General features: G+C 41.5%; 19 protein-coding genes. 15 read left to right on the forward strand and 4 right to left on the reverse strand.

All coding sequences use genetic code 11. From position 1 onward, the window contains the following. Both ACX0HA_RS16515 and ACX0HA_RS16520 read right to left on the reverse strand, forming a co-directional pair. The coding region (locus ACX0HA_RS16515) for an FG-GAP repeat domain-containing protein (RefSeq protein WP_458846410.1) at positions 1 to 920 on the reverse strand (920 nt) is incomplete at its 3' end. A gap of 78 nt (positions 921 to 998) precedes the next feature. Further along, the gene (locus ACX0HA_RS16520; RefSeq protein WP_458846411.1) at positions 999 to 3,452 is read right to left on the reverse strand and encodes a T9SS type A sorting domain-containing protein; all 2,454 of its coding nucleotides are present in this window, start codon (positions 3,450 to 3,452) and stop codon (positions 999 to 1,001) included. A gap of 203 nt (positions 3,453 to 3,655) precedes the next feature. On the opposite strand from ACX0HA_RS16520, the gene rlmF reads away from it, so the two are divergent. The 6 genes from rlmF (at position 3,656) to ACX0HA_RS16550 (ending at position 7,242) form a co-directional block, all read left to right on the forward strand. Beyond that, positions 3,656 to 4,615, forward strand: a complete 960-nt coding sequence (gene rlmF / locus ACX0HA_RS16525; protein WP_458846412.1) for a 23S rRNA (adenine(1618)-N(6))-methyltransferase RlmF — start codon at positions 3,656 to 3,658, stop codon at positions 4,613 to 4,615. A gap of 142 nt (positions 4,616 to 4,757) precedes the next feature. After that, positions 4,758 to 5,087, forward strand: coding sequence for an ArsR/SmtB family transcription factor (locus ACX0HA_RS16530; RefSeq protein ID WP_458846413.1), 330 nt, complete (start codon positions 4,758 to 4,760; stop codon positions 5,085 to 5,087). 1 nt (position 5,088) lies between these two features. Then, a complete protein-coding gene (locus ACX0HA_RS16535; RefSeq protein WP_458846414.1) occupies positions 5,089 to 5,556 on the forward strand; it encodes an SRPBCC domain-containing protein in 468 nt (155 codons plus the stop codon). Positions 5,557 to 5,563: 7 nt separating this feature from the next. Then, positions 5,564 to 5,947 carry a DoxX family protein gene (locus ACX0HA_RS16540; RefSeq protein WP_458846415.1) on the forward strand — a complete coding sequence of 128 codons (384 nt, stop codon included), beginning with the start codon at positions 5,564 to 5,566 and terminating at the stop codon, positions 5,945 to 5,947. Between the two features lie 12 nt (positions 5,948 to 5,959). Beyond that, positions 5,960 to 6,529, forward strand: a complete 570-nt coding sequence (locus tag ACX0HA_RS16545; protein ID WP_458846416.1) for a DUF4256 domain-containing protein — start codon at positions 5,960 to 5,962, stop codon at positions 6,527 to 6,529. A gap of 95 nt (positions 6,530 to 6,624) precedes the next feature. Beyond that, entirely contained in the window at positions 6,625 to 7,242 is a 618-nt protein-coding gene (locus ACX0HA_RS16550) for a hypothetical protein (RefSeq protein ID WP_458846417.1), read from the forward strand. Between the two features lie 35 nt (positions 7,243 to 7,277). Here ACX0HA_RS16550 and ACX0HA_RS16555 read toward each other — a convergent pair whose 3' ends face one another. Together ACX0HA_RS16555 and ACX0HA_RS16560 are read right to left on the reverse strand one after the other, a co-directional pair. Next, positions 7,278 to 7,982, reverse strand: a complete 705-nt coding sequence (locus tag ACX0HA_RS16555) for an Hpt domain-containing protein (protein ID WP_458846418.1) — start codon at positions 7,980 to 7,982, stop codon at positions 7,278 to 7,280. Between the two features lie 19 nt (positions 7,983 to 8,001). Then, entirely contained in the window at positions 8,002 to 11,607 is a 3,606-nt protein-coding gene (locus ACX0HA_RS16560) for a PAS domain S-box protein (RefSeq protein ID WP_458846419.1), read from the reverse strand. A gap of 188 nt (positions 11,608 to 11,795) precedes the next feature. Between ACX0HA_RS16560 and ACX0HA_RS16565 the strand changes: the two genes are divergently transcribed. From ACX0HA_RS16565 to ACX0HA_RS16605, 9 genes are all read left to right on the forward strand, one after another. Continuing rightward, positions 11,796 to 12,200 (forward strand): hypothetical protein, encoded by a 405-nt coding sequence (locus ACX0HA_RS16565; protein WP_458846420.1) that lies wholly within the window; start codon positions 11,796 to 11,798, stop codon positions 12,198 to 12,200. A gap of 120 nt (positions 12,201 to 12,320) precedes the next feature. Then, entirely contained in the window at positions 12,321 to 15,131 is a 2,811-nt protein-coding gene (locus ACX0HA_RS16570; protein WP_458846421.1) for a TonB-dependent receptor, read from the forward strand. Positions 15,132 to 15,153: 22 nt separating this feature from the next. Continuing rightward, positions 15,154 to 16,203, forward strand: coding sequence for a phytase (locus ACX0HA_RS16575; RefSeq protein ID WP_458846422.1), 1,050 nt, complete (start codon positions 15,154 to 15,156; stop codon positions 16,201 to 16,203). Positions 16,204 to 16,488: 285 nt separating this feature from the next. Continuing rightward, complete coding sequence (locus tag ACX0HA_RS16580) at positions 16,489 to 16,884, forward strand: OB-fold protein (protein WP_458846423.1); 396 nt, start codon at positions 16,489 to 16,491, stop codon at positions 16,882 to 16,884. A 7-nt stretch (positions 16,885 to 16,891) separates the two neighbouring features. Continuing rightward, a complete protein-coding gene (locus tag ACX0HA_RS16585) occupies positions 16,892 to 17,737 on the forward strand; it encodes a DUF5777 family beta-barrel protein (RefSeq protein ID WP_458846424.1) in 846 nt (281 codons plus the stop codon). Between the two features lies 1 nt (position 17,738). Next, positions 17,739 to 18,101, forward strand: a complete 363-nt coding sequence (locus ACX0HA_RS16590; protein ID WP_458846425.1) for a cytochrome c — start codon at positions 17,739 to 17,741, stop codon at positions 18,099 to 18,101. A gap of 13 nt (positions 18,102 to 18,114) precedes the next feature. Then, positions 18,115 to 18,669, forward strand: a complete 555-nt coding sequence (locus ACX0HA_RS16595; RefSeq protein WP_458846426.1) for a YceI family protein — start codon at positions 18,115 to 18,117, stop codon at positions 18,667 to 18,669. An 8-nt stretch (positions 18,670 to 18,677) separates the two neighbouring features. Continuing rightward, entirely contained in the window at positions 18,678 to 19,199 is a 522-nt protein-coding gene (locus ACX0HA_RS16600) for an ankyrin repeat domain-containing protein (protein WP_458846427.1), read from the forward strand. A gap of 32 nt (positions 19,200 to 19,231) precedes the next feature. Continuing rightward, entirely contained in the window at positions 19,232 to 21,382 is a 2,151-nt protein-coding gene (locus tag ACX0HA_RS16605; protein ID WP_458846428.1) for an Ig-like domain-containing protein, read from the forward strand. Positions 21,383 to 21,402: the final 20 nt, after the last annotated feature.

Consider the following 21,402-nt stretch of genomic DNA (forward strand, 5'->3'; position numbering starts at 1 on the left):
AATCCTGAACCATTGTTAAGATATACTTTCCAGTATTTTTGCTGCCCGTTTAAAAACGGATCATAATCATTATTAGTCGCCGGATTTTCCGTATGAATTAAATCCGGTTTCCCATCGCCGTTCATGTCGACAACAACGTGGTAATCATACGCAAAGCGATGCTCATACTCATCCAGTACAATCGGGATATTCCATTGTGTAGCTGTTGCGCTGAATCCTGAACCATTGTTAAGATATACTTTCCAGTATTTTTGCTGCCCGTTTAAAAACGGATCATAATCATTATTAGTTGCCGGGTTTTTGGTATGAACTAAATCCGGTTTTCCATCGCCGTTCATATCGACAACTACGTGGTATTCATACGCAAAACGATGCTCATAATCATCGAGTACAGCCGGAATATTCCATTGTGTTGCTGTTGCGCTGAATCCAGTGCCATTATTAAGATATACTTTCCAGTATTTTTGCTGCCCGTTTAAAAACGGATCATAATCATTATTAGTTGCCTGGTTTTCGGTATGAATCAAATCCGGTTTTCCATCGCCATTCATGTCGGCAACAGTATGGTAATCATCTGTAAAGTGATGTTCATCGCCATCCAGTACGGCCGGAATATTCCATTGTATTGCTGTTGCGCTGAATCCTGTGCCATTATTAAGATACACTTTCCAGTATTTTTGCTGCCCGTTTAAAAAAGGGTCATACTCATTATTAGTTGCCGGGTTTTCAGTATGAACAAGATCCGGTTTTCCATCGCCGTTCATGTCGACAACTACGTGGTAAATGTCCGCAAAGTGATGTTCATCACCGTCCAGAACAGCTGGAATATTCCATTGCTGTGCGGGACTTGTAAATCCTTGTGCATTAATGGTAGTATGGAGGCCCGCTATTGCAAGCAGGGAAAATATTATTTTTTTCATAAGTTATGCTTTAAATGTTTTTATATAATTGAGAGTAGGGATATCCATCCGGATCTTTCTGAATCCGGATGGGATTTATTACTCTTTTATAATCTTCGCGCTTTTTACCTGGTTTCCTGCCTGTATTTTCACGATGTAGGTTCCTGAACTTAACGTTGAAAGATCTAAACTGCCTTCATTGGCATTTATTTTTTTTGTAATGACTTCCTGTCCTAATAGATTATAAATTGAAACTGATGTAATCTCTTTATCCAGGATGATGTTAAGCGTTTCTCTAACCGGGTTAGGGTAAACTGCTATTGCATTGTTTATTGTTTCGAAATCTTCTGTTCCAAGAACTGTAGTAAAGCAGCCTATATTCTGTATTGTTGATTCATAATCGGTTGTACCGATACCAAGCTGTCCATTGCTGTTAGTACCCCATGACCATAACGATTTTTCGGTTTTAACGGCAAAACTGTTACGGAAGTCAGTTGCAACACTTTTCCAGCCAGTCGAGGTTCCGATTTGTGTTGGCGCCTGTAATGTTGTAGTTGAGTTATTACCAAGCTGAAGGTATTGATTGTATCCCCAACCCCAAAGTGTGCCATCTGTTTTTACAGCCATTGTGTGCGATTCTGAAGCTGAAGCCATCTGCCAGTTTGTGGCATTTCCGATTTGTGTTGGTACAATCATGTCTTCAAAAGAATTGTGGCCTAATTTTCCATTGAAGCCATCACCCCATGACCAAAGTGTCCCATTTGTTTTTTTCGCTACCGAGTGCAGCTGACTCGCGGCAACTGATTGCCAGTTTGTTGCAGAACCAATTTGTGCCGGCTCATCCCTGTTGGTAAATGTGCCATCACCTAATTGCCCAACCTGATTTCTTCCCCATGCCCAAAGTGTTCCGTTTGTTTTTACGGCCAGTGAATGAGAATAGCCTGCAGCTATACTTTGCCAGTTGGTAGCAGTTCCAACCTGTACAGGAACATTTTCATTTAAATAGGTTCCTGTTCCTAACTGGTTATAAGTGTTTCTTCCCCATGCCCAAAGTGTTCCGTTTGATTTGATTGCCAGTGTGAATTCTTCGCCTGCAATAACTTTAACCCAGTCTGTTCCTGTTCCTATCTGTTGAGGCGTATTTCTGTATGTTACATTTGTACCGTCACCTAATTGCCCGTAACTATTGTACCCCCATGTCCACAGGGTGCCATTGGTCTTAATCGCAACAGCGTGGTATATACCGGCTGCAACTGATTTCCAATTGTTGGCTCCTCCAATTTGTTTTGGCTGATAGCTGTCAGAATTTGTTCCTTGACCAAGTTGCCCATAGTTGTTTATACCCCAGGCCCAAAGTGTACCATCCGATTTCTTTGCCACGCAAAATTCACGTCCGCTTACAACATCATCCCAGCACATTTCGGGTACGAATAAGCTTGCAGGACAATCCATTTCCATTGGCACTAATACATCGGCTATAGAAGTATTGTTAAGCCCTAAACTGCCACTGCTGTAATTACCCCAACTCCAAAATGAACCGTCTGTTTTTTTGGCAATTGTAAAATCACCTCCACCGGAAATGGCTTCCCAGTCGGTTGCTGTTCCAATGTGAGTTGGTGTGGTTTTATCATTAGATGTGCCATCGCCTACCTGTCCGTCATAGTTGTCTCCCCATGCCCAAAGGCTTCCATCGGTTTTTACGGCAAGTGTGTGCGAATGACCTGCAGCGATAGTTTTCCAGTTTGTGGCTGTGCCTATTTGTGTTGGTGTATTGCTGTTTGTGGTATTTCCTTTTCCAAGCTGCCCGTCGCTATTATGACCCCAGCTCCAGATGGTGCCATCAGATTTTCTGGCAATAACATGAGATCCTCCAGCTTCAATTTCCTGCCATGTGGTCAATGTTCCTATTTGAGTTGGTGTGCTTTTAGATGTGGTTGTTCCATCACCTAACTGGCCATAAAAATTATCTCCCCATGCCCAGATCGTGCCGTTGTTCTTTATTGCAACAGTAAAGCTGTATCCTACAACAACGCTTTTCCAGTCTGTTGCAGTACCAATCTGAATTGGCGAAAGACTTTCTGTGGTGTTACCATTGCCTAATTGTCCGTCAGAGTTGTCACCCCATGCCCAAAGCGTTCCATTGTTTTTAATGGCAACAGTGTGAGAGTCTCCTGCAACAATAGTTTTCCAGTTAGTAGCAGAGCCTATTTGGGTAGGTACAATTAGATAATTGGTAGTTCCATTACCTATTTGTCCATAATAATTATCTCCCCATCCCCAGATAGTACCGTCTGTTTTTTGTGCAATTGAATATTCCGTTCCGGCAGATACGATCTCCCAGTTTGTAGCTGTGCCAATTTGAAAAGGTTCAAAGTGGGTTTGGGTTGTCCCGTCTCCCAATTGACCTACAGAATTATCTCCCCATGCCCATAACGTACCGTTTTGGCCAATTGCAAGCGAATGGTTCTCACCTGTGGAAACACTTTTCCAACATTCTTGTGCTGTCATTTGCAAGCCAACGCTTACTAATAACATGGTAATTAATTTTTTCATTGATTTGATTGGTTTTGGTTTTAAAATCAGCCAGAAAAACATTAGTAATTTTTTTCTGATTTTTTTCGATTGCGAATATAATAATATCTTGGATAATTTAAGTTAAATTATAAATAATTATAGCTAATTTTCTTACATTCTTTAAACATGTTTTTATCCTGCATTCTTCTTTAATTGTCTTAAATTTGCTAAAAAATAATAGAATGTCATCAGAAAAAAGTAATCAGGAAAAAACAACGCTGCATGCCCGTAATAAGAACAGGGAACGATACGATTTACAGGCGTTGATCGTAGCTGTCCCTGAATTGGCCAATCATGTTAAGCCTAACAAATTTGGTGATGAATCTGTTGACTTTTCCAATCCTGTAGCTGTAAAGCTTTTGAACAGGGCTTTGCTGAAACACTATTATGGAATTCAACACTGGGAATTTCCGGATAAGAACTTATGTCCGCCTATTCCCGGTAGGGCAGATTATATTCATTATATGGCTGACCTGGTAAAAGAAAGCAATTTTGGGAGGCTTCCTGCCGGAGATAAAATTATGGCTCTTGATATTGGCGTTGGTGCCAGCTGCATCTATCCGGTACTTGGCGTGGCAGAATATGACTGGAATTTTATAGCTGCCGATGTAAATAAGAAATCAATCGGGTCGGCGCAAAGTATTGTTGATGCGAATCCTCAGCTTGCAGGCCGTATTGATTGCAGGGTGCAAAGTGATGCAAGGCATTTTTTAGAAGGTATACTTGCTGCAGATGAGAAAGTAGATGTTGTTATATGCAATCCTCCGTTTCATTCTTCTCGGGAAGAAGCACAAAGCGGTACCCAGCGCAAAATAAATAACCTGTCGGGGGCTAAGGAAAAGACTACCGAACTTAATTTCGCAGGAATTTATAATGAATTGGTATACGAAGGTGGTGAGGCAAAGTTTATCAATGATATGGTTTATGAAAGCCGAAGGTTTGCTAAAAATTGCTTTTGGTTCACCACACTGGTGTCGAAGCAGTCTAATCTGAAAGGGATCTATAAAACACTCGAAAAAGTTGAAGCCGTTGATATTAAAACCATCAATATGGGGACAGGTAATAAATCTACCCGCATTGTTGCCTGGACTTTTCTAACTAGAGAAGGTCAGAAAGCATGGAAAGATACCCGATGGAAGTAATTCTTGCATAAAATATATGAAAGCCGTAAACTTAGTGTTTGCGGCTTTTTTGTTTGATATACAGTGCTTAGCAATAAAAAAATCAGAAATAATTTGCGTAGCTAAATGACTTCGTATATATTTGTCGTCAAATGACTACGCAATGAATTTAAGACGTGATGTTTTTCAGGCAATCGCCGATCCGACAAGAAGGGCCATACTGATAATGGTCTCTGCACAATCTATGACTGCAGGAGCAATTGCAGCAAATTTTGATACTGCAAGGCCTACGGTGTCTAAACACCTGCAGATACTTACCGAATGCGAATTGCTGAGGCAGGAGCAAAACGGCAGGGAAATGCTTTATCATTTAAATCCGCAAAAGATGAAAGAGATAGCTGATTTTATTGAGCCGTTCCGAAACAAGTGGGATGACAGGTTTAACAAGCTGGAGGCGGTAATGAAAAACTACAAACCAACAAACCCGGAATAATATGGAACGTAAAACAAAAGTAAATGCAGAAGAAGGTAAACATGACCTCATAATAACCAGGAATTTTGAATTGCCTGTAGAACTGCTGTTCATGGCCTATGAAAAGCCTGAAATCATAGAGCAGTGGATGGGTACCAAAACATTACGATATGATGCTCAGAAGTTTGGCGGGTACCAGTTTGAAACCAGGAACCCAAACGGAGATGTGGTGTTTAAGGCAAATGGAGTATTCCATGATTTTGTGCCGAACCAAAGGATAGTGCGCACCTTCGAAATGGAAACTGCCAATTTTGGCGTTCAGATGGAATTTCTGGAATTTGAAAGGCTTACGGATACTACCAGCAGGCTCAACATGCACGTGGTATATAGATCGGGAGCATTAAGGGATGAGAACCTTAAGCTGCCGTTTGCCTGGGGTATTAACATGGCCCATGACAGGCTGGAAGAAATTGTAAACAATCTAAAATAAAAGCAATATGTCAAAACGTAACAAGATCATTTACTGGATTGCCACGGTATGGCTGGCATTGGGCATGACTGCAACAGCTATTGTACAGCTGATGCAGGTTGAGGAAGAAACTAAAAGCATGGAGCGTTTGGGCTATCCTGCATATTTATTGACACTGCTTGGGATTTGGAAAATTCTAGGGGTCATCGCTGTATTAATCCCTAAATTTACTCTGGTCAAAGAATGGGCCTATGCAGGATTTTTCTTTGCCATGACGGGTGCGGCTTTTTCGCATATTGCGGTTGGAGATCCCGCGGCAGAGCTATTCGGCCCACTGTTGCTTTTAGTGCTTACGGCGGTATCATGGTACTTCAGGCCGGCTAATAGAAAAATCACAGAGTTAAGTTCTTAAACAACCAATCATATGAAAACAAATAATGACAAAGCGCTTTCTGCAGAGGGACAGAAAGAACTTCTAAAAGTTTTGAAAACCCGTTTTGAGAAGAATACGGATCGTCATAAAGGTATCAAATGGACTGATGTTGAAATGAAGCTGGAAGCGAGTCCTGAAAAATTATGGTCTCTTGACCAAATGGAGGAAACCGGAGGTGAACCCGATGTCGTTGGGCAGGATAAGAAAACAGGTGAATACCTTTTTTATGATTGTGCACCCGAAAGCCCTAAAGGGCGAAGGAGCATTTGTTATGACCGGGCAGCATGGGAATCCCGCAAAGAGCATAAACCACAAAATACTGCTCAGGACATGGCGCAAGAAATGGGTGTGGCAATTCTAACCGAAGAACAATACAGGCAGCTGCAGGAATTAGCTAAATTTGATCTGAAAACCTCAAGCTGGATACAGACTCCTGAAGCGATACGCAAACTGGGTGGTGCGGTTTTTTGTGACAGGCGCTATGATACGGTTTTCCTTTATCACAATGGTGCCGAATCCTATTATGCTGCAAGAGGATTCAGGGGATGTTTAAAGGTATAATAGAATTACTGGACTTAAAATCACGTGTTTTTACCTGATTTTCATATAGTATGCGTAATTAACTTTGGCTTCTCAACCAATTAATTCTTTACGTTATGGACATTCATTTAAATTTTATTAATAATTCTAACGATGCTAATAACAGCTCGATAGTGATCTTTCAAAAAAATGCTGCTACCAATTTTGATGAACTGGCAGTAGCATGGCAGGTAATTAAATATTGCGGGCAGGGAGATAACCATCCTTTTACCTACCCACTGAGTACACAGGTAGGTGCTTCTGATAGCTGGGGCAATTATACTCCACAACTTCAGGCTCAGGAAGGGCAGCTGTTCCAAATGGCGCTGACTAGCTCGGGAGACAAACTTGTTAGTGCAGGTCCCGCTACAAGCAGTAAGGAGATACAGGTTTTGAATGGCTTGCAAAAAGGAGCAATAAACGCTAATATTTATAAAGCGGGTAAGCTTTTGGCTATAAAAACTAGTATAGCACCACAGCAAAAAGCCGTTTTTGAGTTTAAGCCAACCTTATGGATAGGTGTTGTATCGCAAATAGATCAGGGAGAGATCATGAATTCTGCTGTCATGTCTAATATCGATACCGAATTGAGCCTGTTTGGTATCGCTTCTGCAGATATTGTAATGACCGGCGGCGGATCAGGCCCAAATGCGCAGCCTTTCCGGTTTAACTTAGAAAATATACAAATGGTATAAAATTAAAAGTCCCGCATTTTTGCGGGACTTTTAATTTATCGGAGTTCGTCAAAATCATTTTTCAGGGCTGCTTCCATGGTTTTAAACTCGTGGTTCAGCTGGCCGGCAAGAGTGGGAACATCAGAGGTGTCGGCTTCATACGTTAGCTTATTGCAAATGTCTTTTGCCTTTTCATTTTCAAGCATTTCAAACGAGGGCTTTATGTTATGCGCAATTGCTCCGATCTCTTTGTTATCGTTTTTGGCTACAGCCTGTTCCAGTTCAGTCATTTTATCACTTACCGATGTAATGAAGGTTTTAAGGCAGTCTATCATAAAATCGTGATTACCGCCGGATATGGTTTCAAGGTATTCCAGTGAATACACTTTTAATCCCGCAGCAGATGATGTATTTGGTACTAAAGACAACTTTAAAGCTCTTATGCCGGTATTGGTAAAAGGTTTGTCTATGTACAGGTAGCCATCGTCTTTCGCTTTGCTGTCTGTAGTTGTGCTTATTACTACGGGCAGGCTATTTTTTAATTCCTGTCTTATATAATTAAAAGCCTGATAGGCATTAAGCGGTGCAGCATCTTCTGAAATTACTATAGCCATGGCATGATCGTTTTTTTTGAGCCATTGAATAGCTTCATAGCTGCTTCCCAAAGCCTCAGCCTGCAGGTTTTCCCTGGCTGAAAGTTTAAGGAAATTTTCTTTCTCAGTAGGATTGGCCTCAACCAATAATATTATTTTGTTACTCATTGCAATAGGTGTTCATTCGTCAGGCTTTCCTGTTGTTATAGGGTTTAACTAAATACTCTTTGATGATGTTTCGAAGCGCATCATAGTCAATAGGTTTGGTAATATAATCGTCCATGCCCAGTTTTAGGCATTCTTCTTTTTCTCCTAACAGTGCTCTCGCAGTAAGGGCAACAATTGGCGTATGAGAATTGTCTGATTCTATGGAACGTATCTTCTCAGTAGCTTCAAAGCCGCTCATTTCGGGCATTTGTATATCCATAAAGATCATGTCGACTTCATGCGTTTCATAAGCTTTTACAGCTTCAAGTCCATTCTCTGCAAGGATGATCGCCGCATTAGGAACAATCTTCTGTATAATGGTCTTTGCGAGCATCTGGTTAACTGGGTTGTCTTCGGCAATTAGTACATTGTATATGGCATCAAAGCCATTCGTAACGTCGTTGTCATCTGTAAATGCTACCCTGTCATCGGTTGTATGAATATTGTCCAACAGCTTAAAGAGCTCGTCGGTAACGATAGGTTTAGTAACATTAAAGCGAATGTCAAGATCAATACAGGCCTGGATCAGTTTTTCATCATCAATAGAGCTGTGCAGCAGCATAACCGGTAACTTGTCGGATCCATAGTTTAAGGTCTCCCTTATTTGCTTAACAAGATCGATTCCGCTAAGGTATGGCATGTTGTAATCTACAATTGCGAGGTCAAAATTGTTATTGTTCTCCAGTATTTCCAACGCTTCAATTCCGTTAGATGCCAGTGTTGTATTTATTTTTGCACCAGCCAGCATCTCTTTTAATATCAGTAAATTATTAGCGTTGTCGTCAACTAATAATACATTTTTGACCTTAAGTTTTGTTTTTATTACGGGAGCACTGTTTTTTTCTATCCTGAAAGGGATTCTGAAATAGAAGGTGCTTCCTTTGCCTACTTCACTCACAACTTCCAGGCTGCTGCCCATAAGGGCAAGTAACTTGTTGCTTATGGTTATGCCCAGTCCGGTACCGCCATATTTTCGGGTAGTAGATGCATCTTCCTGATCGAAGGCATTGAATATCTTTTCGATGTTTTGAGGGGCAATTCCTATTCCTGTATCGCGTATGGCAAAAGTAAACTGCATTTCATCACTATTGTTATTAGGGGTAGAGCGAACTTTTAGTTCGATCTCTCCTTCGGTAGTGAATTTCACAGCGTTACCCAAAAGGTTTACAAGTATCTGTCTAAGCCTCACAGGGTCGGCATATACATACCTGTTCAGGCCGGGAGCAATATCCAGCAGTATCTCAAGGGATTTGGCATGCGCCTGATGTTTCACTATATCAATGGACTGGCTGCAAATATTGATGATGTCTGTTCTTTCCTCGCTCAATTCCAGTTTTCCGGCTTCTATTTTAGAGAAATCAAGAATATCATTTATGATGTCTAGTAACGAATGTGCCGATGTATTTACCATCTGCATATATTTTCGCTGGCTGTCACTGAGTTCGGTTTTCATAAGCAGGTCAGAAAATCCGATAACACCATTAAGCGGTGTCCTGATCTCGTGGCTCATGTTAGCCAAAAATTCCGATTTTGATTTACTTGCGGCTTCTGCACGATCCCTCTCTTCCATTAAGGAAATTTCCATTTGCTTAAGGCTGGAGATATCCGTTGCAATCCCTAAAAAGCCGGTGATTTCACCCTCAAGGTTTCGCATTGCGGTAATAACAAGATGCGCAGTAAACCTGCTTTCGTCTTTTCGTACAAACGTCCATTCGCTGGCTTCATATTTACCCTGCTTTGGCCTGTTCGTAAATATATCAAAACCGCTAAATGGCCTTCCGTATTTGGCCTGAAGCAGAATGGCTTTGTTTTGAACTTCTTCCTCAATATGAAAAATCCCTACATTGTGTTTCCCAACGAGTTCTTCGGCCTTATAACCCAGAAGATTTTCGGCTCCCTTATTGTATTTTGTAATGATCCCGTCAAGATCTGTTTGTATTATGGCAACACGGGTAGTTGCTTTCAGGAAACTTTCAAGCTCATTAAGGCTTTCCTGCAATTCGTTTTGGGTAAGTACCCGTTTTGTAATGTTGTTTATCTGGGAAATGAAATAAAGCGGATTACGCTCGGTATCCCTGATCAATGAAACATTAAGCAGGCCATAAACGATGTGTCCGTTTTTATGAATATACCTTTTTTCTATACTATAGGTGTTTATTTTACCTCCAATCGTCATTTTGAGAAGGTTCATGTCGGTTTCAAGGTCTTCTTCATGCGTCACATCCTGGAAAGTGATCTGAAGCAGTTCATCCTGCGTATAGCCCAACATTTGTGAAAGAGCTTCATTAACCATCATCCACTGACCTTCAAGGCCAACGAGCGCCATGCCATTAGGCGAATACTCAAAAGCACTTATAAACCTGGTAGCATTTTCCTCTGCAATCTCTTCCAGGCGTTTGCTTACGGTTATGTCTTCTATCTGGGTTATGATGAGGTCTTCAGACATATTTTGCCCACGAACCATAGTCGTATTTACCCTGCACCAGATAAGGGCACCAGTTTTTGTATAAAAACGGGTTTCCATGGTGTAATTCGGAATCAGGCCGGAAACTAATAGCTCCCTGTTTTCATCGGCCTTTTCGATATCTTCAGGGAAAAGCATGTCACGATAGGTCATCGTACTCATGTTTCTCCTGTCTTCATCTGTAAAGCCAAATATCTCCAGGACAGCAGGGTTTGCCATTAATAGATTTCCTGTAGAGGCTTCTATAAGAACAATGCCTATAGATGAATTATGATAAATAGTCTCAAAGCGTTCCTTGGTCAGTTTGTATTTGAATTCCTGGAGTTTTTTGTCGCTGATGTCCTGAAGTGCCCCATTCAGTCTTACACATTTTCCGTTCTCCATTATTGGTGTGCCAAAAGCCCTCACCCATTTTTCATTCCCTTTGTCAGAAATGAGCTTTACTTCAACATCAAATGACCTGCCATCTTCAATAGCTTCTTTAAAAGCATTTTCTATGGTTTCCCTGCTCCAGCCTTCTTTATAAAAAGTAAATCTTTTCCTGTCAGGAGAGCTTGGGTCATAATCATAATCCAGTTCGAGTATATCATAAATTACGCTGGTCCATATAGACTTATTGTTTACAGCGTCATATTTCCATCCACCAACTTTTGACACCTGGTTGGTAGCATCATAAATTTCGTTTAAAAATTTTAGTTCCGTTATCTGATTGTGGAGTTTTGCTTTTTCCAGTCGCTCTTCGTGCGTAAATCGCACTATCATTCGGGGCTGTCCCTTAGTATTGGTGAAAGCTCTTCCGGCACAGCGCAGCGAGATCGGCTCATTATTGATATCATTCAGTGTAACTGTAATATCAAATTCTTCTTTGTCGGTAAGCTCAGTGACTTGCATAATGTCGCTGATCACACTGCTGAACCCCTTGCCGTAACTGTTAAGAGGGGCGTTTTGCTCGTTAACGGCATACCCAAGCAGTTTCCAGAACGGATTATTGATCCATATTTCGCCGGCCACTTCAGGGTTGCAAAACCAAAGCCCATGCAGTGAATCTTCAACTAACCAGTTAAAGATGTGTACGTTTTCTTTTAATAACTCTTGAAATTCGGACTTAAGTGCTTGCGACATATTGATAAATTCTCAGGCTAATGCTTTCGAATTAAAAATAATACAATGCGGCATTAAAAACAAACAAATTATGATAATTACTGTAAAGCGAAAAAAAGGTGTCGTTCGTCGATTAAATGTGTTAATCATCTTTTAAATATTAAAGTAGTTGATTCGTAAATAATTAATTTTAAGTAAAATAGAATGTTATGGAGGTTTATTTTGTAGTCCTCGAGCTGCCAGGCAGCTGCGGACTAAAATTTATAGACGGCAATAGTCCTGAACATTTTTGGGAACAAGCTTCACTCGCTGTCAAAACAGGGAATGCTAAACTTGTATCTGCCCGGACTGATACCGGAGTTTCGGAAGAATTAAGGGATTACGCCCGGGATAAAGAATTTTCCAGTTATTTTATTTTTTACATGATGATGGAAAAGAAGGATTTAAAAGATCATGATTTTATACTTCAAAAAGCGGGAGACATCCTTACGATAGGGAATCAGGAGGCTTTGATTGATTCCGATAACAATTTCCAGCTTGTAACCCTGGATTATTCTGACGGTACTGATTTTCAGCCGAATTCAGGTAGTGGTAACCCGCAGCTCTCAGCTTAAAATTGCTTTCTTAACACAATCTTATCATTTGTATTAACTAAGGGTAATCCCGCCCTAACACCTGCTTTACATGCGTGATGTAGTTTCGCGGCAATTAACACATAAAGCAGACCAATATAGATGAAAAAACTACTTTTACTCTTACTTTTTGTAATGACAGGACTCTCGGGATATGCCCAGAAAAATGGTGTTATCTCAGGAAAAATCACAGATCATGACGGGAACTTCTCGCTTCCCGGTGCAACGGTTAAACTTAGCGAAGGCAACCGTTACACTGTATCAAATCAGACGGGGGATTTCGAATTTCTGAATATTCCTTCAGGAACCTATCAGGTAGAAGTGCTTTATTTAGGTTACCAGACCCAGACCCAGCAGGTAACTGTTGAGGAGGGTAAACATGCAGTTATTAATTTTGTGCTTATCAGCGGCTCTTCAACACTTAATGAGGTCGTTGTTGTAGGCGACGCTCTTAGGGGGCAGGCGAGGGCGCTTAATCAACAAAAGAACAACAGTAATATTACCAATGTAATATCGTCTGACCAGGTAGGCCGTTTTCCCGATTCTAATATTGGAGACGCACTTAAACGTGTTCCGGGTATTACTATGCAAAACGATCAGGGTGAGGCACGTAATATCATTATTCGTGGTCTTGCACCGTCGTTAAACTCAGTTACATTAAATGGTGACAGGATACCATCGGCAGAAGGTGATAACCGTAATGTGCAGATGGACCTAATTCCATCAGATATGATTTCTACCATTCAGGTGAACAAAACCCTTACACCCGACATGGATGCCGATGCGATAGGTGGTTCGGTAAATCTTATTACCCGTGCTACGCCAAACGGCGAAAGGATATCAGCTACACTGGCAGGCGGGTATGGGCCTATCAGGCAGGAGCCTATATATACAGCAGCATTTGTATATGGTAACCGTTTCTTAAACAACAAGCTTGGTGTAGTAGCCAGTGGTTCATACAACAACAACGAGTACGGATCGGATAACATCGAGGCAACATGGGTGCAGGATGATGCGGGTAATACTTATGTAGAGCAACAGGCCATCCGTTACTATAATGTACAACGTATTCGCCGAAGTGTTTCGGTTGCAGCAGACTTCAAATTCAACGAGAATAATACGATTTATGCAAATGCAATATACAACTGGAGAGACGACCGTGAAAACAGGTATGCTCTTACCTATGATGATATGGAGCCTATTTACAATGGCGAAACCATAACAGGATTTACAGGAAATGTAAAGCGTGAAGTTAAGGGTGGTATAGATAGCGACCGTGGCAAAAGCAGAAGGCTTGAAGAGCAAAAAGTACAGAATTATTCCCTTCGCGGAGAGCACCTTTTAAGCTCTAAGCTAGATATGGACTGGTCAGTTAACTATGCTACGGCAAGTGAGTATAAACCTAACGAACGTTACATAGAGTTTGAGCAGGAAGAACTTGACATGTCGCAAAACCTGATTGATCCTAAAAAGCCTCTTGTAACTACTGTTGGCGAAGATCTTTCATCGTTCGGGCTTTCTGAACTTACGCAAAGTACCGATGATACCGACGAGAGCGAGCTGGGTGCTAAGCTAAACTTCCGTTTCCCGCTTTCTGTAATTGATGGGCAAAAGGGTAGGTTAAGAACTGGTCTTCGTGCAAGGATAAAAGACAAGCAGCGTAACAATATGTTCTACTCTTATGAGCCTACTGCCGGCGACCTGACGCTTGCCGATGTTCCAACGGTTTACTACAGTGGTAAAGGGTTCAACCCGGGAGAGAAATATGTGCCGGGTGCATTTTCTACGGCTACTTATCTTGGTGGCCTTGATCTTAATAATGCGTCTCTTTATGATAAAGAAGCTGACCCTTCAGAATATCTTGCGGTAAACTACAAGGCTAAAGAGAATATTTATGCGGGATATGTGCGTTGGGATCAGGATTTCAACGACAAGCTTTCGATGATAGTAGGTGCGCGTGTTGAGAATACACATATTGACTATACCGGTAACAGGGTCCTTGACGAAGAAGAACTTGAAGGTAAAATCGAAAACACCAATTCATACACTAACATACTTCCAAGCTTATCATTTAAATATGATGCGACCGAAGATTTTGTACTAAGGACTGCTTTCACAACAGCACTTGCAAGGCCTGATTATTATGCGCTTGCACCATACATAAACAATATTGCATCTGACTCTGAGATTATCGCGGGTAATCCTAACCTAGACGCAACCTATTCGTATAACTTTGACTTAATGGCAGAGAACTACTTTAAATCGGTAGGGCTTGTATCGGGTGGCGTGTTTTACAAAAACCTGAAAGATTTTATCTATACTTATAGCAACAACCAGTATTCTACTGCTGACTTTACCAATGATTTCCCTGGCCAGGCAAACCCGGTTCCGGCTGGAGAAGAGTGGACGCTTGTGCAGCAAAGAAATGGTGATAACGTAGACGTATATGGTTTTGAGGTAGCTTTTCAGCGCCAGTTGGATTTCCTTCCGGGCTTTATGAAGTATTTTGGTATCTATGCTAACTATACGTATACCGAATCTAAAGCTAAAGGTATCGCAGATGAGGATGGTAATGAGAGAAAAGACGTTAGCCTTCCGGGTACGGCACCACACATGTTCAACGGTTCATTATCATGGGAGCATGGCCGTTTTTCGGGAAGGGCATCGGTTAACTTTACATCAGACTATCTTGATGAGTTAGGGTCTGATGAGTTCAACGATACCTATTATGATAAACAGCTTTTCCTTGATATAAACGCATCGCTTAAGATCACTAAGAACCTTCGCATGTTTGCAGAGGCCAAGAACCTTACCAATCAGCCACTGCGCTATTACCAAGGGATTTCATCAAGGGTAATGCAGTTGGAGTACTATCAGGCAAGGTTTAACATAGGACTTAAATTTGACCTGTAATTTATTGACAAAAGATTTTAGAATGAAAAAGATAATAGCACTTTTAATATGCGTTGCATTTTACTTCTCGTGCAGCAGCAAGCTGGCGGCAGTAAGAGAGGATGCCATAAAGCCCGTAGTAGTTACAGAGCAGACACTACACGATACCGATGATCCTGCAATATGGATACATCCTGCCGATGCAACAAAAAGTCTGGTAGTTGGTACTGATAAGGATACCGAAGGCGGATTGTACCTGTATGACCTTAACGGAAAGATCGTAAAAAAATCGGTTACGCTTTTAAGGCCTAACAACGTTGATATTGCTTATGGCTTACTGATCAACGGAAAGAAAACCGATATCGCGGTGACTACTGAGAGGCTAACGAATAAGATCAGGATCTTCAGCCTGCCTGACCTTGAGCCAATAGATAACGGAGGAATTGAAGTTTTTACGGGAGAGGCACAGCGCGATCCTATGGGGGTAGCCCTGTATACGCGCCCTTCTGACAAAGCCATTTTTGCAATTGTTGGCAGAAAAACAGGCCCGGCAGGGACCTATTTGTGGCAATATGAGCTGTCTGGAAACAGCGGTCATGTAACAGGAACAGTGGTGCGAAAGTTTGGACAGTTCAGCGGTAAAAAAGAAATTGAGGCGATAGCGGTAGATAATGAGCTTGGCTACATATACTACTGCGATGAGCAGGCAGGTATCCGCAAGTATATTGCAGATCCGGCAGCGAAGGATGATACACAGCTTGCCTTTTTTGGGATGAAAGATTTTAAAGCTGATAACGAAGGTATTGCGATTTATAAAAAGACGGCTACAACAGGGTATATACTTGTGTCTAACCAGCAGGCAAATACTTTTATGGTATATACAAGGGAGGGTTCAAACGGTAACCCTGACGAGCATAAGCTATTGGCAGAGATACCGGTATCTACGGTTGAATGTGATGGTGCCGATGTTACAAGCCTAAATCTTGGTGGAAAATTTGGCAACGGAATGTTTGTAGCCATGAGTAACGGAATGACTTTTCACTATTACAGTTGGGACGATATACAGCCTTTGATAGATATGGGCAAAAAATAAGAAAGTTAGTTTAGTAGGTTTAGTTTAGGAAAAAATCCTCTTCTCCGTTTTCGGAGAGGGGGATTTTTGTTTTCAGGGCATCTCAAAAAAATATCCTCGGTCATAATGTTCTAATTCTCGGTCAGGGGTGGCGAATTCTAAGTTGTCAAAATGAAGGCGGAATTTATAACTAATTTCGGCTTATTAATAAGTGTCTGGTTGTGATTGTTTTGTTTTTTTGTTAAAATGAAATGAATTATTTAGTATTAACATAGTTGTGTTTAAGGTGTTGAATTCTCTTAAAAAATGAAAAAGAAAAATATCAGAATAGGAATTATTGCTGTACTGCTCGTGATTTCGGGGCTGCTTTATGGCTATTATGGTTTTTTATATAAATCGGCAAGGAATGTAAGTGGCGAAGATGCTGCTTTTGCAATGCAGGCTCACGGACTTGCAGGTGAGTATGTTGCCAATGCGCAAAAAGCAGATTCCCAATACCTGAATAAAGCGATAGAGATAAATGGAAAAGTGACCGAGATAAGGGATTCGCTGATAATACTGGATGATAAGGTTGTATGCGGGTTTGATGTAAAACCTGCCAATGCAGCTGTAGATAAGAACATAACCGTAAAAGGAAGATGTATTGGGTTTGATGAGCTTTTTGGCGAAGTGAAGCTCGATCAGTGTACGATTAAACAATAACTGACACATGAAACAATTTTTTGTAGCGGCAGCATGCTTTTTTGGATTGGCAACAGCTTTTGGCCAGGACAACCTGCTGTCTGAACTCGATTCTACCCAGGTAGGAGACACTTATGCCACGGCACCTTTTAAGGCCTTGCAGATAGTAACATTGCAAACCACAAAAATGGCAGCCAAAAAGGAATTTTATTTTGTAGTATCACACCGTTTTGGGAGTGTAAAAGATGGTATTTCGGAGTTTTTCGGGCTTGACCAGGCCACGACCAAGCTGGGGGGGATTTATGGAGTTACTGACTGGCTATCGGTGAGTGCTTCACGCCATACGCTTTCAAAAGTATATGAAACAGGAGTAAAATACAGGATGGCAAGGCAAAGTGCCGATTTTCCGGTAGATATCGTAGGTTATAATACTATCGACATCAACTCGGCATTAGAAGATGAAGATTATCCGAAGCTTGAATTTGCCGACAGGCTTACTTATATAACTCAGGTGTTGGTGTCAAGAAAAGTATCTGAGAAACTATCGCTGGAGGTGGTCCCGTCATACATACATAAAAACCTGTACAATCCGGAGCTCGAAAACGATAACCAGTTTTCGCTTGGTGCCGGCGGAAGAATGAAACTTACCAAAAGGCTGTCGCTGAACATGGAATACATGTACAATTTTGACAAGCCTGATTTCTATAATAATCCGTTGTCAGTTGGGTTGGATATTGAGACCGGAGGGCATGTGTTCCAGCTTCTGTTTACAAATTCCCAATCAATGACCGAAAGCGGTTATGTAACGAACGGAGCGGGAGACTGGGGTAAAGGTGATTTCTTCTTTGGGTTTAATTTATACAGGGTATTTTAATATGAGAGCGAAAAGATATTTAAGCGTAGCTGTTTTGGCAATGGCATTATACAGTTGTGAATCGCATACGTATGACGAGATAGGTGAAGAAATAATCATTGATGGCGATGTTACCTATGATGCTAATGTAAAATCCATTATTGATGCGAACTGCGTGAGCTGTCATAGCGATGGCAATGTTGCAGCCTTCAGGCTATTGATGACATATAGCCAGGTTAAAGATGCTGTTGAGAATGCAGACCTGCTTGGCAGGATACAGAAACAGAATAGTGAGCCCGGAGTAATGCCTCAGGGAGGCAGGATGCCACAATCAAAAATTGACGTGATACTGCAGTGGAATGAAGATGGTTTACTGGAAAACTAAATAATAAAATGCTATGACAAACAGATATTTAGAAATAATGATATGTATAGGCTGCCTGCTACTTTCGGCAGTGATATATGGGCAAAAATACAATACAAGGAATGGTATCCTTAAGTTTGAGGCTTCGGTACCTTCATTTGAAGAAATAGCTGCCGAAAATAAGTCGTCATCGGCAGTTCTTGACGCTTCAAAAGGCGACCTGGCGGTGCTTGCCCTGATGAAAGGTTTTCGTTTTAAGGTAGCCCTTATGGAAGAGCACTTTAATGAGAACTATGTAGAATCGGATAAATATCCTAAAGCGACCTTTACAGGAAAAGTGGAAGGTTTTGATGTGGCGAAACTATCTGCCGATGGTAAAGTCTTTACCATTACCGGAGACCTTACCCTTCACGGTAAAACAAAGAAAGTTACCGATGCAGCAAAGATCAGTAAATCGGGAGACAAGATCGTGATAGTTGGTGCCTTCTCTGTAAAACCTGAAGAGTTTAATATTGAGATTCCTAAATTGGTGAGCAGCAAAGTAGCTGATAAAGTAGAAATCTCCTACAACCTGACATTGTCTAAATAAAACTGATTATGAAAAAAATAATGTACATGCTGTTGTTCTCTGTGTCTGCTTTATGCAGTGCACAGACAAAGCCTAAAGACGTTTTTGATGTCGCCCGTTCAGGTACTGTTGACGAGATGAAAGCATTGGTTCAACAGAAAAAAGACACTATAAATGCGATAAACCAGAGCCAGTTTTCTCCGCTGATACTGGCCTGCTATAGAGGCAACACTCCGGTAGCAGAATACCTTGCCAAAAATGTGAAAGACATAAACTACAATAGCCCCAGCGGCTCAGCACTGGCTGCTGCCGCTGTTAAGGGCAACACGGCACTGGTAAAGGTACTGCTTGAGAATAAAGCTAATCCTGATCTTGCCGACGCCACAGGGATGACGCCTTTGCTTTATGCGTCTCAGTTTGAGAACAAAGAACTGATACAGCTGCTGCTGAAATACAAAGCGAATACAAAGCTGGCTAACAATGATGGTAAATCGGCTATGGATTTTGCTGTTTTCAACAAGAACCAGGAGATTATAGATATGCTCAAATAGAACATAGAACTCAACATAAATAAAACAAAGCAATGAAAAAATTATTACTCTTTACAACTTTACTTATGGGTGCTGCAGGTATGCATGCCCAGAGTAAAGCTACGGCTGTCGTCAACCTTTCGACAGGGATGACCGCCAAACTCGAACTGAATAACGCGACTTCTACAGCCACGTTAACTTTTACAGGACCATCAGACCGATGGTTTGCCCTTCAGATAGGGTCTTTCACTAACAGTGGAGGAATGCAGGAGGGTACCGATGTTGTATACTGGAATGGGACAACTTTAGTTGATGGTAACCAAAACGGATTGGGGGCTGCCCCAAGTGCAGATGCCACAAATGACTGGTCAAGTACAAATTCAGTTTCTGGGACTACAAGGACAGTTATTGCAACAAGAGCTTTTAATACAGGAAGCAGCGACGATTTTACATTTGTTTATACTGATGTAAATGTTGATTTTGCATGGGCAAAAGGGAGTACTGCTACAAATTCGCTTATTACTCATGGTAATAATCGTGGCTATAGCCTTAATAATGCTTACAACTGTATTGCGCCAACTGAACCTTTATCTTCTGCACAGACACTTTGTGCGGGTGCTACAGTCGCTAACCTTGTTGCCACAGGCCAGGCAGGAGCTATCTTTAAATGGTATACTGCAGCTACAGGAGGTACTGCTTTAGCAGCTACAACGGTACTTACAAGCACTAATTATTTTGTATCTCAAACTGTGGGTGATTGCGAAGGGCCAAGAAGAAGCACTGCTGTAACAATTACTACTGTGCCACTGCCGCAAACAGCAGATGCCACACCTGATTATTGTTCGGCGTCTACCATTGCGCAGCTTGTAGTTACAGGCCAGACAGGAGCTACATTTGCATGGTATAATGAGCCAACAGGCGGAACCCTTTTGCCAACCACTACAGCATTAGTTAGCGGGACGCATTATTATGTATCGCAAAGTGTAAATGATTGTACGAGCGCAAGGCTTATGATAACACCACAATTTGTTCCGGTACCTATGCCAACAGCAAGTGAGGCACAATCGTTCTGTTCAGAGAGCCACGTGTCAAACCTTGTTGCTACGGGTCAGGCCGGCGCTACTATAAAATGGTATAACGTTTCAACAGGGGGCGATGTACTTCCGGGAACTACATTACTGGTTGCGGGCAACTATTATGTATCGCAAACGGTAGGAAACTGTACCAGTGAAAGAAAGCAGGTTGTTGTGAGCTTCACGACGCTGGCTTCACCTAATGTACCAAGCGAAACAGCGACTGTTTGTGCAGGTTCTACAATTACTTCACTTACCGTAACAGGTTTGCCAAATGCTATATTTACATGGTATGAAAATGAAACAGGGGGCAGTTCGATACCAACTTCTACCATACTTTCAGATGAAGCTGATTATTATGTTACACAAACAGTAGGTGCATGCGTGAGCAGCAGGAGAAGGGTAGTTATCAATATTGATGAGTTACCAATTCCGGTAGCAGAACATAACCAGTCGCTATGTACAGGTCTTAAAGTTGAAGACCTTGAAGCCGAAGGCGTTGCAGGAGCAGTATTGACATGGCATAAACCGCAGAATGGTCCGGCCCTGGAAGAAGAGACTGTACTTGAGGCAGGAGTGTACTATGTAAAACAAACTGTTAACGGATGTACAAGTGGTGTTAAAGAAGTGATAGTAACGCTTCTTCCTGCACCAAACGCACCGGGTGGTAACCCAACACAAGGGTTCGAAGCAGGTGATACGGTAAGCGATCTGCAAATTTCTGTACTTATCGGGGCTCAGATCCAGTGGTACGTTATGGGAGAAGGTCAACTTGAAGCAGTAGATATGAATGAACCTCTTGTAGATGGAGAAACATATTATGTAACCCAGACAAATGAAGGTTGCGAGAGTGAGCCGTTAGCTATAATCGTTGATGAGGTATTAGGCACACCAGCATTCAGCCTTAAAAACCTGACTGTATATCCTAACCCTGTTATCGATGTGCTGACAGTATCTTATGATGATACAATTACCGAAGTTTCGGTTATAAATATGCTTGGTCAGGTAGTGATCTCTCAAAAAACAAATACTGATAAAGTAGAAGTAAATACATCTAAACTGCAAAACGGAAGTTATATCCTGAAGGTGGCTACAACCAAAGGAATAGCTACAGTAAAAGTAGTTAAGTAATAAATCTGATTGGTTTATTG

This window comes from Flavobacterium hauense (genome assembly GCF_054457175.1).

Bases quoted from the DNA above. Each gene is read 5' to 3' on its own strand.
- ACX0HA_RS16520 (WP_458846411.1), bottom strand. From the start codon at position 3,452: ATGAAAAAATTAATTACCATGTTATTAGTAAGCGTTGGCTTGCAAATG.
- rlmF (WP_458846412.1), top strand. From the start codon at position 3,656: ATGTCATCAGAAAAAAGTAATCAGGAAAAAACAACGCTGCATGCCCGT.
- ACX0HA_RS16530 (WP_458846413.1), top strand. From the start codon at position 4,758: ATGAATTTAAGACGTGATGTTTTTCAGGCAATCGCCGATCCGACAAGA.
- ACX0HA_RS16535 (WP_458846414.1), top strand. From the start codon at position 5,089: ATGGAACGTAAAACAAAAGTAAATGCAGAAGAAGGTAAACATGACCTC.
- ACX0HA_RS16540 (WP_458846415.1), top strand. From the start codon at position 5,564: ATGTCAAAACGTAACAAGATCATTTACTGGATTGCCACGGTATGGCTG.
- ACX0HA_RS16545 (WP_458846416.1), top strand. From the start codon at position 5,960: ATGAAAACAAATAATGACAAAGCGCTTTCTGCAGAGGGACAGAAAGAA.
- ACX0HA_RS16550 (WP_458846417.1), top strand. From the start codon at position 6,625: ATGGACATTCATTTAAATTTTATTAATAATTCTAACGATGCTAATAAC.
- ACX0HA_RS16555 (WP_458846418.1), bottom strand. From the start codon at position 7,982: ATGAGTAACAAAATAATATTATTGGTTGAGGCCAATCCTACTGAGAAA.
- ACX0HA_RS16560 (WP_458846419.1), bottom strand. From the start codon at position 11,607: ATGTCGCAAGCACTTAAGTCCGAATTTCAAGAGTTATTAAAAGAAAAC.
- ACX0HA_RS16565 (WP_458846420.1), top strand. From the start codon at position 11,796: ATGGAGGTTTATTTTGTAGTCCTCGAGCTGCCAGGCAGCTGCGGACTA.
- ACX0HA_RS16570 (WP_458846421.1), top strand. From the start codon at position 12,321: ATGAAAAAACTACTTTTACTCTTACTTTTTGTAATGACAGGACTCTCG.
- ACX0HA_RS16575 (WP_458846422.1), top strand. From the start codon at position 15,154: ATGAAAAAGATAATAGCACTTTTAATATGCGTTGCATTTTACTTCTCG.
- ACX0HA_RS16580 (WP_458846423.1), top strand. From the start codon at position 16,489: ATGAAAAAGAAAAATATCAGAATAGGAATTATTGCTGTACTGCTCGTG.
- ACX0HA_RS16585 (WP_458846424.1), top strand. From the start codon at position 16,892: ATGAAACAATTTTTTGTAGCGGCAGCATGCTTTTTTGGATTGGCAACA.
- ACX0HA_RS16590 (WP_458846425.1), top strand. From the start codon at position 17,739: ATGAGAGCGAAAAGATATTTAAGCGTAGCTGTTTTGGCAATGGCATTA.
- ACX0HA_RS16595 (WP_458846426.1), top strand. From the start codon at position 18,115: ATGACAAACAGATATTTAGAAATAATGATATGTATAGGCTGCCTGCTA.
- ACX0HA_RS16600 (WP_458846427.1), top strand. From the start codon at position 18,678: ATGAAAAAAATAATGTACATGCTGTTGTTCTCTGTGTCTGCTTTATGC.
- ACX0HA_RS16605 (WP_458846428.1), top strand. From the start codon at position 19,232: ATGAAAAAATTATTACTCTTTACAACTTTACTTATGGGTGCTGCAGGT.